Genomic DNA, 13531 nt, shown 5'->3' with positions numbered 1-13531 from the left:
CGAAGGAGTAGTCAATGTCGGGTGGGCCTGAATCCGCCGTTTCACGTGAAACCGTTTCACGTGAAACCGACCATCAATCCGACCAGGCGCCTAGCTCCGGGAACGGAGACGACGGATTCACTGCCCCCTACAACGGAATCTCCGTCGAGGAGACTCCGATCGGTGCCGCCGCGCACCGCGCGAGCCAGGTGCTGCACCCGCACTCGGTGGGCCTGCCGAAACCACCCGAACGGCGGATCCTCACCATCGCCAACCAGAAGGGCGGCGTCGGCAAGACAACGAGTGCCGTCAACCTCGCATCCGCTCTCGCGGTTCAGGGGCTGACTGTTCTGGTGATCGACCTCGACCCGCAGGGCAACGCCAGCACCGCGTTGGGGGTGGCCCACCACTCCGGTGTGCCGTCCAGTTACGAGCTTCTGCTCGGTGAGGTGACGGCCGCGGAGGCGATCCAGAAGAGTCCGCACAACGACCGGCTGTTCTGCATTCCGGCCACGATCGACCTCGCCGGCGCCGAGATCGAACTGGTCTCCATGGTCGCTCGCGAGGGACGGCTGAAGGGTGCGCTGTCCGAGAAGGCGCTCGGCGAGGTGGATGCCGATTTCATCCTGATCGACTGCCCGCCGTCGCTCGGACTGCTCACGGTGAACGCGATGGTCGCCGCCAAGGAGGTACTGATCCCGATCCAGTGCGAGTACTACGCACTCGAGGGTGTGGGACAGCTGCTGCGGAATATCGAACTGGTGCAGGCGCATCTCAACCCCGACCTGCACGTGTCGACGGTTCTCCTCACGATGTACGACGGCCGCACCAAGTTGGCGGACCAGGTGGCCGAGGAGGTTCGTACCCACTTCGGGGACGCCGTCCTCCGCGCTGTCATTCCGCGCAGCGTCAAGGTGTCCGAAGCTCCCGGGTACGGGATGACTGTGCTCGACTATGACCCCGGTTCACGGGGGGCCATGAGTTACCTCGATGCGGGACGTGAACTCGCAGCACGCACCGCGCACATCACGAAGCAGGAGCAGCGATGAGTCAGACGCGTAAGGGTGGACTTGGCCGTGGACTGGCTGCGCTCATTCCTACCGGGCCGACCACGACCGGACCGGGGTTGGGCAACGCCGCCGCCGACGTCGTGATCGGGACGGACCGGCGCAACGTGCTGACCGCGCCCGCACCGAACTCGTCGGACTCTGCGACCGACGAGAAATCTGCTCCCGCGTCCACGGGAAACAACGGAAGGCGCAAGGGAGCTAGCAAGGGCGCCGACGGCGCATCCGGCAACGGTGCCCAACCCCTCCCCTCCCCCACCGGTGCGGTGTACCGGGAAATCGCTCCCGACCTGATCGAGCGGAACCCGAAGCAGCCGCGTCAGGTGTTCGATGACGACGCTCTCGCGGAACTCGTTCATTCGATCCGCGAGTTCGGTCTGATGCAGCCGATCGTGGTGCGCCCGCTCGAGGACGGCAAGTTCCAACTCGTCATGGGCGAGCGTCGGTGGCGTGCCAGCCAGGAAGCCGAGCTGGAGACGATCCCGGCCATCGTCCGTGAGACCGGCGACGACGCCATGCTCCGCGACGCGCTGCTGGAGAACATCCACCGCGTCCAGCTGAACCCTCTCGAAGAGGCTGCGGCGTACCAGCAGTTGCTCGAAGAGTTCGAGGTGACCCACGAGGAACTGGCGGCGAAGATCGGCCGCTCCCGTCCCGTCGTGACGAACATGATCCGACTGCTGAAGTTGCCGATTCCCGTGCAACGACGCGTCGCGGCGGGTGTGCTGTCCGCCGGTCACGCTCGGGCCCTCCTGTCCCTGGAGGCGGGTGCCGATGCGCAGGAAGTGATGGCGGCCCGCATCGTCGCGGAGGGCATGTCGGTTCGCGCGACGGAAGAGGCGGTGACGCTCGCCAACCGCAGCGACGACCAGGCGCAGCCCGTCCAGCGACGCAAGCCGATCCAGATGCCGGGCCTGCAGGACGTCGCCGAACGGTTGTCCGATTCGTTCGACACGAGGGTCACGGTCAGCCTCGGTAAGCGCAAGGGCAAGATTGTGGTCGAGTTCGGTTCGGTGGACGATCTTCAGAGGATCGTTGGGATGATGGAGGCACAGAAGGCCGATTCGTGAGCGCCTGAGAGAGGTAGAAGGACCCGCGGATGATCCGTCACTGTGACAGCGGCCGCCGGCGGACCGATTCCAGCAGAACTATCGGGGGCGAAACACATTGAATACCAGAGGATGTCGAATGATCTGCGGTAGTGACATTTGGAGGCTGAGCTAGCCAGTGTCGACTCACGTCACATCGCTCACTCTCGACGGCTTGGACAAACTCTCCGCCCATGCCCGTCGCTGTGTCTTCTGGGAGATGGATCCGGCGGCGATCCACAGTTCGCGCGGATTCTGCGACCAGGAATTCGAGAAGGAAGCCTGGCTGTCGATGGTCATGCTCGAATGGGGATCGTGCGGGCAGGTTGCCGTCATGGACGGGAAGCCGGTCGGCAGCGCCCTCTACGCTCCCCCGCGGACCGTGCCCCGCGCGCAGTTACTCCCGACCGCTCCGGTCGGCGCCGACGCCGTCCTCCTCACGAGTCTCCGGCTCGAGCCCGCCGGCGAAGAACAGAACCTGGGGACCAGGTTGATCCAGGCCGTCGTGGCCGATCTGGTGCGCCGCGGTGTTCGTGCCCTCGAGGCGTTCGGGATCCGCAACACGGAGGGAACCGGGCCGATCGACACAATGGGACTGGCCTCGGCGACCGCGGCTCGCGAATGCTCCCCCGAGGAGTGCATGATTCCGGCGACCTTCCTCGAGGACAACGGTTTCGAGATCGTCGCGCCCCACCACCGGTTCCCGCGACTGCGGCTCGAACTGAACCGGGATCACGGATGGAAGGAAGACGTGGAGGCCGCGCTGGAGCGTCTCATCCACACCGCCTCGGTGAGCATGGTCGACATCGGAGAACGCACGCCCGTCGGAGCGCACTGAGCGCTCGGCGGGAGATCAGGAACGTTCGGAGGAAGACAGCTCTTCGGCGAGCAACTCCGCGAACGTGAACGTTCCGGTCGGCTGATCGTCCTGACCGAGCAGGTACAGGCGCTTCACGGAGATGAGGATCGCCTCGGCGATGGCGTCGCGCGCCCGCGGGTTGGAGAGCACCGCGGCGTCCAAGTCGTTGGTGAGGTACCCGAGGTCGATCTGCACGGTCGGCATGTTCGTCAGGCGCAGCAGATCCCAGGTGCGGCCGTGGGTGCGGCAGTCCTGCAGCGGCGTGCGTGCCACGATCTCCCGCTGGATGAATCCGGTGAGAACCTGACCGATCATCGACGTCGAACCGTGCGAGTTCCCGAAGTGGAAGCTGGCGACACCGTTCGCGGAGGGGCTGGTGTTTCCGTCGCAGCGCAGCGAGATCATCAGGTCGGCATCGAAGGCGTTCGACGTGGATGCGCGTTCGATGTCTGTGGGGTTCTCGTGGTGCGGGCGGGACAGGAACGTCTCCATCCCGGTGGCGGCCATGCGACCTTCGAGTCGGCTGGCGAGGTCCCACAGGATATCGGACTCCGAGATCGTGCCGTACGGGGAACGGACGATGGTTCCGTAGGTGTTGCCGCCGAGGCCCGGATCGATGACGATCCGCTTGCCGCTCAGCTGCGGCCCGGAGCTGCGGACCATTTCCTCTTCGCTCATCGCGTGCGGGGACCCACCGGTGACGCGGGTGCCGAGCAACTCGAGCGACCGCAGGGTGGCGGGACCGCAGATGCCGTCGGCGGCGATGCCGATCTCCCGCTGGAACGAGGACAGGGAGTCGTGGGTCTGCGGGCCGAAGAAGCCGTCGACCCGTCCGACGTAGAAGCCGAGGTCCTGCAGGCGGGTCTGCAGGGTGGCGACGTCGTCGCCGTAGAGCGGTGCGGACAGCTGGTAGATCAGCGTGCGCGCGCCCAGGCGGTACGACGCCTCTTTCATGGACCGGTAGGTGGCCGGACCCACGATTCCGTCGACGAGGAGCCCACGCTGCTGCTGGAAGGCCCGTACGGCGCTGTCCAGGTGATGATCGAACACGGCGTCGGGGGCGATCCAGTGGGATCCGTTGGCGCTCTCACGCCGGGTGCCGGGGACACCGTTGTGCAGGAAACCGAGACCGGCCAGAGTGCCCCGAATCTCAGCGACGGCCGGACCATGGTCGCCGTGACGGAGTCGGTGCATGTTTCAGGGCCTCTCAGTCCGAATCAACGAGAAATACGAATCTCGGTACAAACAAAACGATCGATGTGCCCGGTCGGTCTAGCTGATGCGACTGGAGCACATCGATCGATTGTCTCAGAGATTCCCACAAAATCGGGAATCGCGCTGGGTGTTCGGGTGTCGATCAGAGAACGTCGGCGAGCTCTTTCAGCAGCGCAGCCTTGCCCTTGGTGCCGACGATCGTGTTGATCGGCTTGCCGTCCTTGAACAGGATCAGCGTGGGGATCGACATGACCTGGAAGTCGCGGGCAGCGCCCGGGTTGGCGTCGATGTCGAGCTTCGCGATGGTCAGCTTGTCGCTGTGCTCACCGGCGATCTCCTCCAGGACGGGGGCGATCATCTTGCAGGGGCCGCACCAGGTGGCCCAGAAGTCGACGAGGACGGGCTTGTCGCTGGAAATGACGTCCTGCTGGAACGAATCATCGGTGATGGTGACGGTATTCGACACGGGGATTTCCCTTACTCGAGATGGGTAGGTGGGTGTGGGTGGCCGGCTCAGGCGTCGACCGGTGAGCCGGCGGCGGCGACGGTGTTGGCGGTGATGTCGCCGCGCTCGGCCAGCCAGCGCTCGGCATCCATCGCCGCGGAACATCCGGTACCGGCAGCGGTGATCGCCTGCTGGTAGATGTGATCGACGAGGTCGCCGGCGGCGAAGACGCCGTCCACCGAGGTGGCGGTGGACGGGTTCTCGACGATCACGTAGCCGGCGTCGTCGAGGTCGACCTGACCCTTGACCAGTTCGCTGCGCGGATCGTGACCGATGGCGACGAACATGCCGGTGACGTCCAGCGTGGACGTGTCACCGGTGACGGTGTCGCGGATCACGAGGCCGGTGACGCTGTTCTCCCCCAGCACCTCGACGGGCGCCGCGTTGGTCACGAACCGGATCTTCGCGTTCGCCTTGGCGCGCTCGAGCATGATGCGGGACGCGCGGAACTCCTCACGGCGGTGCACCACGGTGACGCTGCGGGCGAAGCGGGTGAGGAAGGTGGCCTCCTCCATGGCGGAGTCGCCGCCGCCGACCACGACGATGTCCTGATCCTTGAAGAAGAATCCGTCGCACGTGGCACAGGCGCTGACGCCGCGGCCGAGCAACTTCTCTTCACCGGGAATCCCCAGGTAGCGGGCTGCGGCACCCATCGCCAGCACGACCGCGTGAGCCTGGTAGGTCTCGCCGTTCACGACGACCTTCTTGATCGGGCCGGTGAGGTCGAGTTCCTCGACGTCCTCGGTGCGGATGTCGGTACCGAAGCGCTTGGCCTGCTCGCGCATCTGGTCCATCAGGTCGGGTCCCATGATTCCCTCGCGGAATCCGGGGAAGTTCTCGACGTCGGTGGTGGTCATGAGGGCGCCACCGAACTGGGTCCCCTCGAACAGCAGCGGCTCGAGTTCCGCGCGCGCCGCGTAGACGGCAGCGGTGTATCCGGCAGGTCCCGAACCAACGATGATGAGTTCATGAACCGTCGATGGAGTGGTCATGCGGGCCTTCCAGTAGTGAGGGGTGCTCAGTCGTATGGATCAACACAAGACTAAAGGGTGTTGTTCCCGGACTGCAGGTGATACCGGTCGCTCCCCCGGCAGGCCACGTGATCAGCGCAGAGTCTCCCGGATGACGCAGCGCGTCCCCGTGTAGATCGTGGGCATGCACTTGTTGCAGTGGATGCACAGTCCCTCGGCGACGTGCCGGTCGCGGAACTTGTTCACGAGGTCCGGGTCGCGGAGCAGTGCGCGGGCCATCGCGACGAACTCGAATCCTTCGCCGAGCGCGTTCTCGATGGTGTCGAGCCGGTTGATTCCGCCGAGGAGGATGAGCGGCATCGACAGGGCGTCGCGGAACTGCCGGGCCATCGGCAGGAAGAAGGCCTCCTCGAATGGGTAGGTCGGAAAGATGCGCGGCCCGTACACCTTCAGTCCCCAGCCCACCAGCTTCGGCTGTGAGGCAACGAATTCCGCCATCGGGACTTCGCCACGGAAGAAGTACATCCCGTTGAGCAGCGAGCTGCCGCCGGTGAGCTGCATCGCGTCGAGGTGCCCGTCGGCCTCGAGGAGCTGGGCGATGCGGAGACTGTCGTCGAGCCACAGCCCTTTCGGAACACCGTCCGTCATGTTGAATTTGGCGGTGACGGCCACCGAGTCGCCGACGGCGTGGCGCACCCGCTCGAGCACCCGGCGCGGGAACGCCGCCCGTCGCTCCAGGCTGCCCCCGTACTTGTCCGTGCGCCGGTTGAGATTGGGGCTCATGAACGAGCTGAGCAGATAGTTGTGGCCGAGGTGGACCTCGATCGCGTCGAATCCGGCGTCGACGGCGTTGCGTGCCGTGCTCTCGAAGTCGTGGGTGACCTCCTCGAGTTCGTCCCGGGTGGCACCTCGCACGAGACCCATCGCCGGCGGGCTGAGCCGAGTGGACGGCGCGAGCGTCCCGGTGCGGTTGGACAGCGTGTTCGCGACCAGACCGGCATGACCGATCTGGGCCGCGGCCAATGCCCCCTCGGCGTGGACGGCGTCGGTGAGCCGGCGCAGGTCGGGGACGCGGGCGCGGTCGAGCACCAGGGTGTTTGCGTGGACGCGTCCGCCGGGTGAGACGGCGCAGTACGCGACGGTCGTCAGTGCGGCGCCGCCGCGGGCGACCTCGGCGTGGAAGTCGACGAGCCGGTCGGTGACGCGGCCGCGTGGCATGACGCCCTCGAACGTGGCCGCCTTCACGATGCGGTTGCGCAGCGTCAGGGGGCCCAGGCGGGCCGGCTCCCAGATATCGGGCTGGGGTGGTGGAACGGTCATGGTGGTCTGCCTTCTGGGGTGCTGGGTGCTCAGGCGAAGGTCGCGGCCAGCGCCGCGCGGGCCGGTCGCCAGGTGAGCCCGAGTTCGTCGCGGGTTCTCGAGTCGTCGGTGGGGGTGGCCGAGGTGAGGAGCCAGGCCGCCTCGTAACCGAGCCCGGGGCTGAGGTGTGTGAGTCGGGCGCTGAAACTCGCGACGTGGACGATCGGATCGAGTCCGAGGAAGGCCGCGCGGGTGAGGATCGCGGCGGTGGCCTGCGTGTTGATCTCCCACATCAACTGTTCGCGGCGGTCGTCGGTGCCCACTACGCCCGCGGCGTGGAGGAGGGCGTCGCAGCCGTCGAGGAGGCGCGCCACCGTCTCGGCGTCGCGGATGTCGCCGACCACCGGTTCGATCCGCGCGGCCTCACGGCGGCCGCCGCGAGCAGGGCGTCGGGAGTTTCGGTGGCCGGTGACCGCGGTCTTCATGTATCCGCCCCCATCGAATTACGGTGCCACTGGACCCGTAATGGGTACGATATAGCGCGGACGGCACTTCTGTCCCACAATTCGAACCAATGAATGCAACCGGAACCGGCCGCCCCCGCGACCCGCGGATCGACACCGACGTCCTCGCGGTCACCCGCGCGATGCTCGTGGAGTCGGGCTGGGAACAACTGAGCATGCGAGCCATCGCGACGCGGTCCGGGGTGAGCAGGGCGTCCATCACCAGGCGGTGGCCGTCGAAGGCGCACCTGGTTCTCGACGCCATCCTCGGCGCGACACCCGACCTGACGCCGTTCGAGGGCACCGATCGCGAAGGCTGGATCCGCTGGGTGGTGACCGGCAGCGCCGAACTGTTCTCACGACCCGAGGTGCGGGCGGCCACGCCGGGACTGCTGGCCGCGATACGGGACCACGACGATCTCCGGACCGCGCTCTGGCGGGGATTCAGCGGGCCGAGTACTCAACTGTTCGGAAGCGCGGATTCCGGGGAGTCGAGCACCGCGACCGCCGTGCTGGTGCTCGCCGCCGGCGCGGCCCTGTTCACGAGCATGATCGCCGTGGAGGACGACACTCCCGCATTGCGGGCGAAGATCCTCGAGTTGCTCATGCCGGTCGCCCATTCGGAACCCGAACGGGACTGAGGGTCAACCGATGTCGGTGACGGCGATCGTGGCCGGGTCGCCTGCGCCGCACTCGCGGCCCACCACCAGGGCGGTGATCTGCGGCGGGCGCGGCGCGGCCACCAGGAGCAATACCCCGGGCACGCCGTCGAGGCGGACCTCACCGGAACCGAGAAGCGCACGGGCCGGATCGATACCGTTGGCGCGCAGGCATTCTGCCAGCTGATCAGGATCCTCGAGCGGTCCGAGCTGCCGCGAACCGATCACGGTGAGGAGGCGTCCGGAATCGAGATCGGAGCCCAGGTCGAGAACCTCCGGTGCCTGCGAGGTCTCGGAACTGGGCAGGGCAACGGGCGGCGGCTCGGATTCCCGGCCGTCCGGTACGACGACCGCAACGGCCACCACGACCGCTGCTGCCGCCGCGAACGTTCCCGCGGCCGCGGCAGCCCACTTCCGGCGCCGGGCGATCGGCACGACGGTGGCCTCGGCGGGGGTGTCGCGTTCCGCGGCGAGCGCGCGGTTGATGCGGTCGGCGATGTCGGCGGGAATCGGGGTCGAGACGGAGTGATCGCGGCCGAGCGCACCGAGCTGATCGGTGACCCGGTCGAGGGCGTCGATGACGGCCATCGCCTGCGGGTCGCTGCGGACGAGCGGCCACAGACGATCGCCGACCGACTCCGGCAGCACCCCGGCATGCAGATCCGCGAGTAGGTCCTCGGAATAGGGAGGTTCGGGCAGTGCGGCATCGGACGGCTCGGATTCACGGTCGGCCATGGCACCTCCTCACCGAATCATCGTGGTCCGGGACATGGTCCGGGACGTCAGGACACTTCCCCGCTCCTATTAGGTTTTGACGCTGCGGAGTCATGATCGGTTCCCCTCCACCCGAAAATATTCGAGAGAAGCGGCCAGCTTCTTCCGGCCGCGGGCGCAGCGGCTCTTCACGGTGCCCTCCGGAACCCCGAGGAGAGCCGCGGCCTCGCTGGTCGACCGGCCCTCGAGGTCCACGGCCACGATCGCGGTCCGCTGATCCGGCGGGAGCTGCGCCAACGCGCGCTCGACCACCAGGCTGAGCTCCACCTCGGAGACGTAATCGCGGGTGTCGCGCGGTTCGTCGTCCTCGTCGGCGGACAGGGACACCGCCGGGCGGGCCTTGTTCCGGCGGATGCGGTCGAGGCAGGCGTTGACGACGATCGTGTGCAGCCAGCTCCGGACCGCGGCGTCCCGGCGGAACGAGCCCGCGTTGCGATGGGCCGACAGCAGCGCCTCCTGCAGGGCGTCCGCCGCGTCCTCGGTGGTGTAGCTGGTGCGTTTGGCGACGTGCCACAGGTGGTCGTAGTGCCGTCCGAGCAGGGTTTCGAAGGCGTGCCGATCGCCGGCGACGTGCGCAGCCAACAGGTCGACGTCCGAGGGCTCACCCTCGGAATCCCCCCGGAAGATTCGCACCGGCGGATGTTAGCTCAGTTCGCCGGCCCGCGAGCACCGGGTGCCGACTACGTGGAGGCGTTGAAACCGATGTCGGCGATGGACGATTGGTTCGTGCCGCGGGAATTGCTCAGGCCGGTGATCCACACCAGGACGTTCTTGGTGGGTCCCTCCGACTTGACCGGGATCTCGGTGACGCCGTTGCCGAGGACCTTCGAACCGAGCACCTGCGTCTGGTCGAGCGTCGGATTCTCGGACGGGGCGCTGCGGATCTCGACGTTGGTGCCCGGGGTCGGCGAGTTGATCCACACACTCGACAGGGTCGCCGGCTCGTCCAGCGTGACCATCAGGCCCACACCGTTCTTCAGCGAAGGGAACGGCTGAAAGTACGAGTCGGTGCTCCACACGGTGGACGTGTTGCCGTCGATGGCCAGCCGGGCGTTGGCGGCGGAGTCGGGTGTGCCCTGCGGCGAGAACACCGTCGCGCCCGAGGGGGTGATCGGAGCGACGTTCGCCGCCGGGGCGGGCGCGGCGGCGGGCGACTCCGGGTTCGGTGGGGCCTCGGCCGAGGTGGTGAGTCCGAAGTCCTGTTCGGTGAGCGGCGCGTCGGAACTGCTGCCCGTGAGGAACGTGGCGAGCCAGAATCCCAGCAGCGCCAGCACGATGATCGTGACGACCGCCAGGCCGACGAGCGCGGCGATCATCCGGTTGGACTTCTTCTTCTCTGCCTCCAGCGCTTCCGGGTCGGCGAGAGCGTGACCGGACGGGCTGGGGCCCCGCTGCCCGAGCCGCAGCACGGGGATGAACTCGGTCTTGTCGTTGACGACGGCCGCCTGATCGAGGATGTGCTGCACGGTGGCCGCCGTGCGGATTCCACCGTTCGGCTCGAGCGAGCGCAGGGCCACCGCGGAGATCTCGAACGGGACCTCCGGCCGGATCACCCGCGGACCGATGGGCTGCCCGCTGGAGTCGCGGTCGGCCAGTCGCATGCCGCCGACGCTGCCCGGGCGGTTCGAACCCGACGGCTCACCCGCGGGAGCGGACGGGTCGCCGAGCGGCCAGCGGGCGGTGATGAGCGCGTAGAGCATGGCGCCCAGCCCGCGCACGTCGGAACTCGAGTCGGAGTCGGCGAGCGTGGCCGGGAACGCCAGCACGGCATCGCCGTTGATGCTGATCCGGACGCGGTCGGGATGGTCGATGGACAGTGCCCCGCCGGCCCGGTGCGCGGTCTCGGCGGCCGCGGCGAGCGCGCGGATGGCGCTGGCGGCGCCGATCGGAGACGGCTTGGTGTCGGCCATCTCCCGTAGCGACCGGCCCGGAGTCCACTCGGCGACGACGATGCCGCCGGAGCTTCCCCGGACCACGTCGAGGACACGGGCGAGACCGGGCGAATTGATCCGGCCCAGTCGCAGGGTGCGCGACAGAATTGCTTGCGGGCCTTCGGGACCGGCCGAGGTGGAGCGCTGCTCGGAGTCGACGAACGTCAGCGCCACCTCGCGGTCGAGCTTGACGTCCAGTGCCTGCCAGAACTGCAGTCCCCGCGAACCGCCGTGCGGGGTCAGCAGGCGGTATCGACCACCGGCGACGGAGGCGCCGGGAATGAGCTTGGGGCCACGGGGAGTACGACGCGGGCCCGCTCCGGGGTCACGACCGGGCGCGGGTGTGATCGGAATCACGCCGGTGTCGTAGCTGAGATCCCGTGCGGGTGCGGAGCCCATGTGACGTGTGTCTCGACGTTCGTCGGCGGGCGACTCGCCGGAGTTTTCGCTGGGAGTCTTCGGCGCCGCCTTCTTCTCGGCGTTCGCCCCGGTCTCGTTGCTCTGCGCAGGTTTCGGAGTGCCGGCAGAGGCCGCGGACGCGTCGGCGGCCTTCTTTTGCGAGGTGTCCGCGTCTTTCTTCTGCGGTGCGTCGGCGCCGGCCTTCTTGTCGGACTTCGCGGAGTCGGTGGAGGCCGACTCGGACAAGATCCGGGTCGTCGGGGCGTCGACGCCGTTGGGTGCGGCGGCCGAATCGCGTTCGGACGCTTGCACCGTAGAACCTCCGGCTCTCTTGCTGCCGGCCACGTCGTCGTCGCTCACCCTCACTCCTTCATTTTCGAATGCCCAACTCCGACCAGTGCCGGGCGGCGATCCGACCCGCTCGTGTCCAGGGTACGGGAGTCCACCGGGTCGTTCGATACCACGCGGCTGTCCTCCGGCGTCGCGCGGTGTGGCGCGGACCACGGGAATCAGTTCTGTTTCGGCGTCTGCGAGCGGGTCGACCTCCGGTTCCGGTGCGGCGCCGCGACCGCGCAGGGCGCGGACCTTACGGGTGACGGCGACGGTGATGGACACGATTTCGGGGATCTTCGCGAACCAGAGGATCGCGAACGTGACGACGAGCATCAGCATGCCGCTGATGGCGACGCGGACCATGGAACCCGGTCCGCCGAACAGTTCGGTGAGCCGGTCGAGTTGCAGCAGCCGGTCGGCGCCGAGCATGGCGAGGGCGCCCGCGAGGGATGCGAGGACCACCACCCACACGGTCTTGCCGACGTTCGCCATCTGGAGATTGCCGAGACTGCGGTGCAGCAGGTACCCGCCGACGAGGGCACCGGTGATGTAGCCGAGGCCGTTGGCCACGCCGAGCAGGATCACCACCTGGTCGTCGCTCGAGGCGATCATCGGGGTGAGCGCGGACAGCGCGATCTTCACCGCGGTGATGCCGAGGACGATCCACGTGGGAGTCCACGCCTGTTCGCGGGCGTAGAACACGCGGAGCTGGATCAGCACGAGCGAGTACGGGATGAGCGTGAACGCGGACCAGCTGACGGCCTCGCCGAGACGTTCGGCGTCACCGGACCCGAAGTTGCCGTACCCGTACAGCGCCTGACCGATCTCCGGTCCGGCGAACGTGAGGAACGTGATGATCGGGATCAGGGAGATCATCGTCAGCCGGGTGGCGACGGACAGGTCGTCGACCACGGCGGGGGTGTCGTCGGCGGCGGCGTTGCGGCTGAGTCGCGGCATGATCGCCGTCAGCACCGTCACGCCGAGCACGCCGTACGGCAGCTGCAGCAGTAGCCACGCGTTGTTGTAGATCGCGGGACCCGACGCGTCCGCGTGGGACGAGATGCGGGTGGCGACGATCATGCCCGCCTGGCTGATCAGCACGTACAGGATGATGGCGACGGCCATGCCGCCGAACTGCTTGAGCCGGTCGTCGAGGCCCCACAGCGGTTTCAGCGAGATGCCCTCGCGCCGGATCGCCGGCACCAGACTCATCGCCTGCACCACGACACCGAGCGTGACGCCGACGCCGAGGACCAGCAGTTTCGGGTCGCTCATCCGGACAGGGTCGAGGGTGATCTCTCCCGGCGTGGCGTAGTAGATCACCAGCACGGTGAGCATCACGACGTTGTTCAGCACGGGGGCCCAGGCACCGGGTTTGAACACCTGCCGGGTGTTGAGAATCGCCGTGAGCAGTGCCGACAGTCCGTAGAACAGGATCGCGGGCAGCAGCAGATAGGACAGGGCTGTGGTGAGGGACGTGTTCACCTTGCCGTCGGCCGACAGGAAGACGTGGGTGGTGAGCACGGGCGCCGCGGCGGTCGCCAGCAGCGCCGCCGTTCCGAGCAGCACACAGGTGGCGGTGAACAGGCGGCGCACGAACGCGGCACCCTGGTCCGGGTCCTCCCGCTCGGCGCGCACCAGGACGGGCACCACGATGGCGGTGAGCACCGCGCCCAGCACCAGCTCGGAGATCATGTTCGGGATCTGGCTGGCGACGGTGAACGAGCTGGCCACCGACCCGCCCAGCAGTGTCAGGACGAGAAGCTGCTTGGCGAAACCGGTGATGCGGCTGACGAGCGTCGCCACCGCGATCGACCCGGTCGACGCCAGCAGGCGGGAGTTGCTCTGTTTCTGCGGCGCCGTCGACGGCCCCGAGTCCTGGACCGGAGGTGGTGGCGGAGGGTCGACCCGGATGGCCGCGAACTGCACCGTCGGCGCCTCGTCCGGCC

Annotated in this window: 12 protein-coding genes; 4 read left to right on the top strand and 8 right to left on the bottom strand. The window is 67.7% G+C overall.

Translation table 11 applies throughout. From position 1 onward, the window contains the following. Positions 1-14: 14 nt before the first annotated feature. The 3 genes from JWS14_RS19765 to JWS14_RS19755 all read left to right on the top strand — a co-directional run bounded on the left by JWS14_RS19765 (position 15) and on the right by JWS14_RS19755 (position 2972). Entirely contained in the window at positions 15-1028 is a 1014-nt protein-coding gene (locus JWS14_RS19765) for a ParA family protein (RefSeq protein WP_206014151.1), read from the top strand. Continuing rightward, complete coding sequence (locus JWS14_RS19760) at positions 1025-2116, top strand: ParB/RepB/Spo0J family partition protein (protein WP_072942730.1); 1092 nt, start codon at positions 1025-1027, stop codon at positions 2114-2116. Before JWS14_RS19765 ends, JWS14_RS19760 begins: the two co-directional genes overlap by 4 nt. Positions 2117-2273: 157 nt before the next feature. Continuing rightward, positions 2274-2972 (top strand): GNAT family N-acetyltransferase, encoded by a 699-nt coding sequence (locus JWS14_RS19755; RefSeq protein ID WP_206014150.1) that lies wholly within the window; start codon positions 2274-2276, stop codon positions 2970-2972. Positions 2973-2987: 15 nt separating this feature from the next. Here the strand turns inward: JWS14_RS19755 and JWS14_RS19750 are convergent, their stop codons facing one another. From JWS14_RS19750 to JWS14_RS51770, 5 genes are all read right to left on the bottom strand, one after another. Further along, the gene (locus tag JWS14_RS19750) at positions 2988-4187 is read right to left on the bottom strand and encodes an N-acetylmuramoyl-L-alanine amidase (protein WP_072942726.1); all 1200 of its coding nucleotides are present in this window, start codon (positions 4185-4187) and stop codon (positions 2988-2990) included. Between the two features lie 163 nt (positions 4188-4350). Beyond that, positions 4351-4674: a thioredoxin gene (trxA, locus tag JWS14_RS19745; RefSeq protein WP_005249122.1), complete on the bottom strand. Its 324-nt coding sequence runs from the start codon at positions 4672-4674 to the stop codon at positions 4351-4353. 47 nt (positions 4675-4721) lie between these two features. Further along, a complete protein-coding gene (trxB, locus tag JWS14_RS19740; protein ID WP_206014149.1) occupies positions 4722-5705 on the bottom strand; it encodes a thioredoxin-disulfide reductase in 984 nt (327 codons plus the stop codon). Positions 5706-5816: 111 nt separating this feature from the next. Continuing rightward, positions 5817-7004, bottom strand: a complete 1188-nt coding sequence (gene nox, locus JWS14_RS19735; protein WP_206014148.1) for a 4,4'-dithiodibutanoate disulfide reductase — start codon at positions 7002-7004, stop codon at positions 5817-5819. Positions 7005-7033: 29 nt separating this feature from the next. Continuing rightward, entirely contained in the window at positions 7034-7468 is a 435-nt protein-coding gene (locus JWS14_RS51770; protein ID WP_420855119.1) for an NAD-dependent epimerase/dehydratase family protein, read from the bottom strand. A gap of 89 nt (positions 7469-7557) precedes the next feature. On the opposite strand from JWS14_RS51770, the gene JWS14_RS19725 reads away from it, so the two are divergent. Then, positions 7558-8127 (top strand): TetR/AcrR family transcriptional regulator, encoded by a 570-nt coding sequence (locus JWS14_RS19725; protein WP_206014147.1) that lies wholly within the window; start codon positions 7558-7560, stop codon positions 8125-8127. Between the two features lie 3 nt (positions 8128-8130). Here the strand turns inward: JWS14_RS19725 and JWS14_RS19720 are convergent, their stop codons facing one another. The 3 genes from JWS14_RS19720 to murJ all read right to left on the bottom strand — a co-directional run bounded on the left by JWS14_RS19720 (position 8131) and on the right by murJ (position 13511). Next, entirely contained in the window at positions 8131-8880 is a 750-nt protein-coding gene (locus tag JWS14_RS19720; RefSeq protein WP_072942716.1) for a hypothetical protein, read from the bottom strand. 90 nt (positions 8881-8970) lie between these two features. Next, entirely contained in the window at positions 8971-9552 is a 582-nt protein-coding gene (gene sigM, locus JWS14_RS19715) for an RNA polymerase sigma factor SigM (RefSeq protein ID WP_005263510.1), read from the bottom strand. Positions 9553-9599: 47 nt separating this feature from the next. Next, on the bottom strand, positions 9600-13511 hold the full coding sequence (gene murJ / locus JWS14_RS19710; RefSeq protein ID WP_206016118.1) for a murein biosynthesis integral membrane protein MurJ: 3912 nt from the start codon (positions 13509-13511) through the stop codon (positions 9600-9602). Positions 13512-13531 lie beyond the last annotated feature (20 nt).

The sequence above is a fragment of the Rhodococcus koreensis genome, assembly GCF_017068375.1.
In the GTDB taxonomy this organism is placed as follows: domain Bacteria; phylum Actinomycetota; class Actinomycetes; order Mycobacteriales; family Mycobacteriaceae; genus Rhodococcus_F; species Rhodococcus_F koreensis.
Note: the sequence above shows the minus strand (reverse complement) of the source record. Positions and strands in the feature narration are given on the sequence as shown.

Bases quoted from the DNA above. Each gene is read 5' to 3' on its own strand.
- JWS14_RS19765 (WP_206014151.1), top strand. From the start codon at position 15: ATGTCGGGTGGGCCTGAATCCGCCGTTTCACGTGAAACCGTTTCACGT.
- JWS14_RS19760 (WP_072942730.1), top strand. From the start codon at position 1,025: ATGAGTCAGACGCGTAAGGGTGGACTTGGCCGTGGACTGGCTGCGCTC.
- JWS14_RS19750 (WP_072942726.1), bottom strand. From the start codon at position 4,187: ATGCACCGACTCCGTCACGGCGACCATGGTCCGGCCGTCGCTGAGATT.
- trxB (WP_206014149.1), bottom strand. From the start codon at position 5,705: ATGACCACTCCATCGACGGTTCATGAACTCATCATCGTTGGTTCGGGA.
- nox (WP_206014148.1), bottom strand. From the start codon at position 7,004: ATGACCGTTCCACCACCCCAGCCCGATATCTGGGAGCCGGCCCGCCTG.
- JWS14_RS51770 (WP_420855119.1), bottom strand. From the start codon at position 7,468: ATGAAGACCGCGGTCACCGGCCACCGAAACTCCCGACGCCCTGCTCGC.
- JWS14_RS19725 (WP_206014147.1), top strand. From the start codon at position 7,558: ATGAATGCAACCGGAACCGGCCGCCCCCGCGACCCGCGGATCGACACC.
- JWS14_RS19720 (WP_072942716.1), bottom strand. From the start codon at position 8,880: ATGGCCGACCGTGAATCCGAGCCGTCCGATGCCGCACTGCCCGAACCT.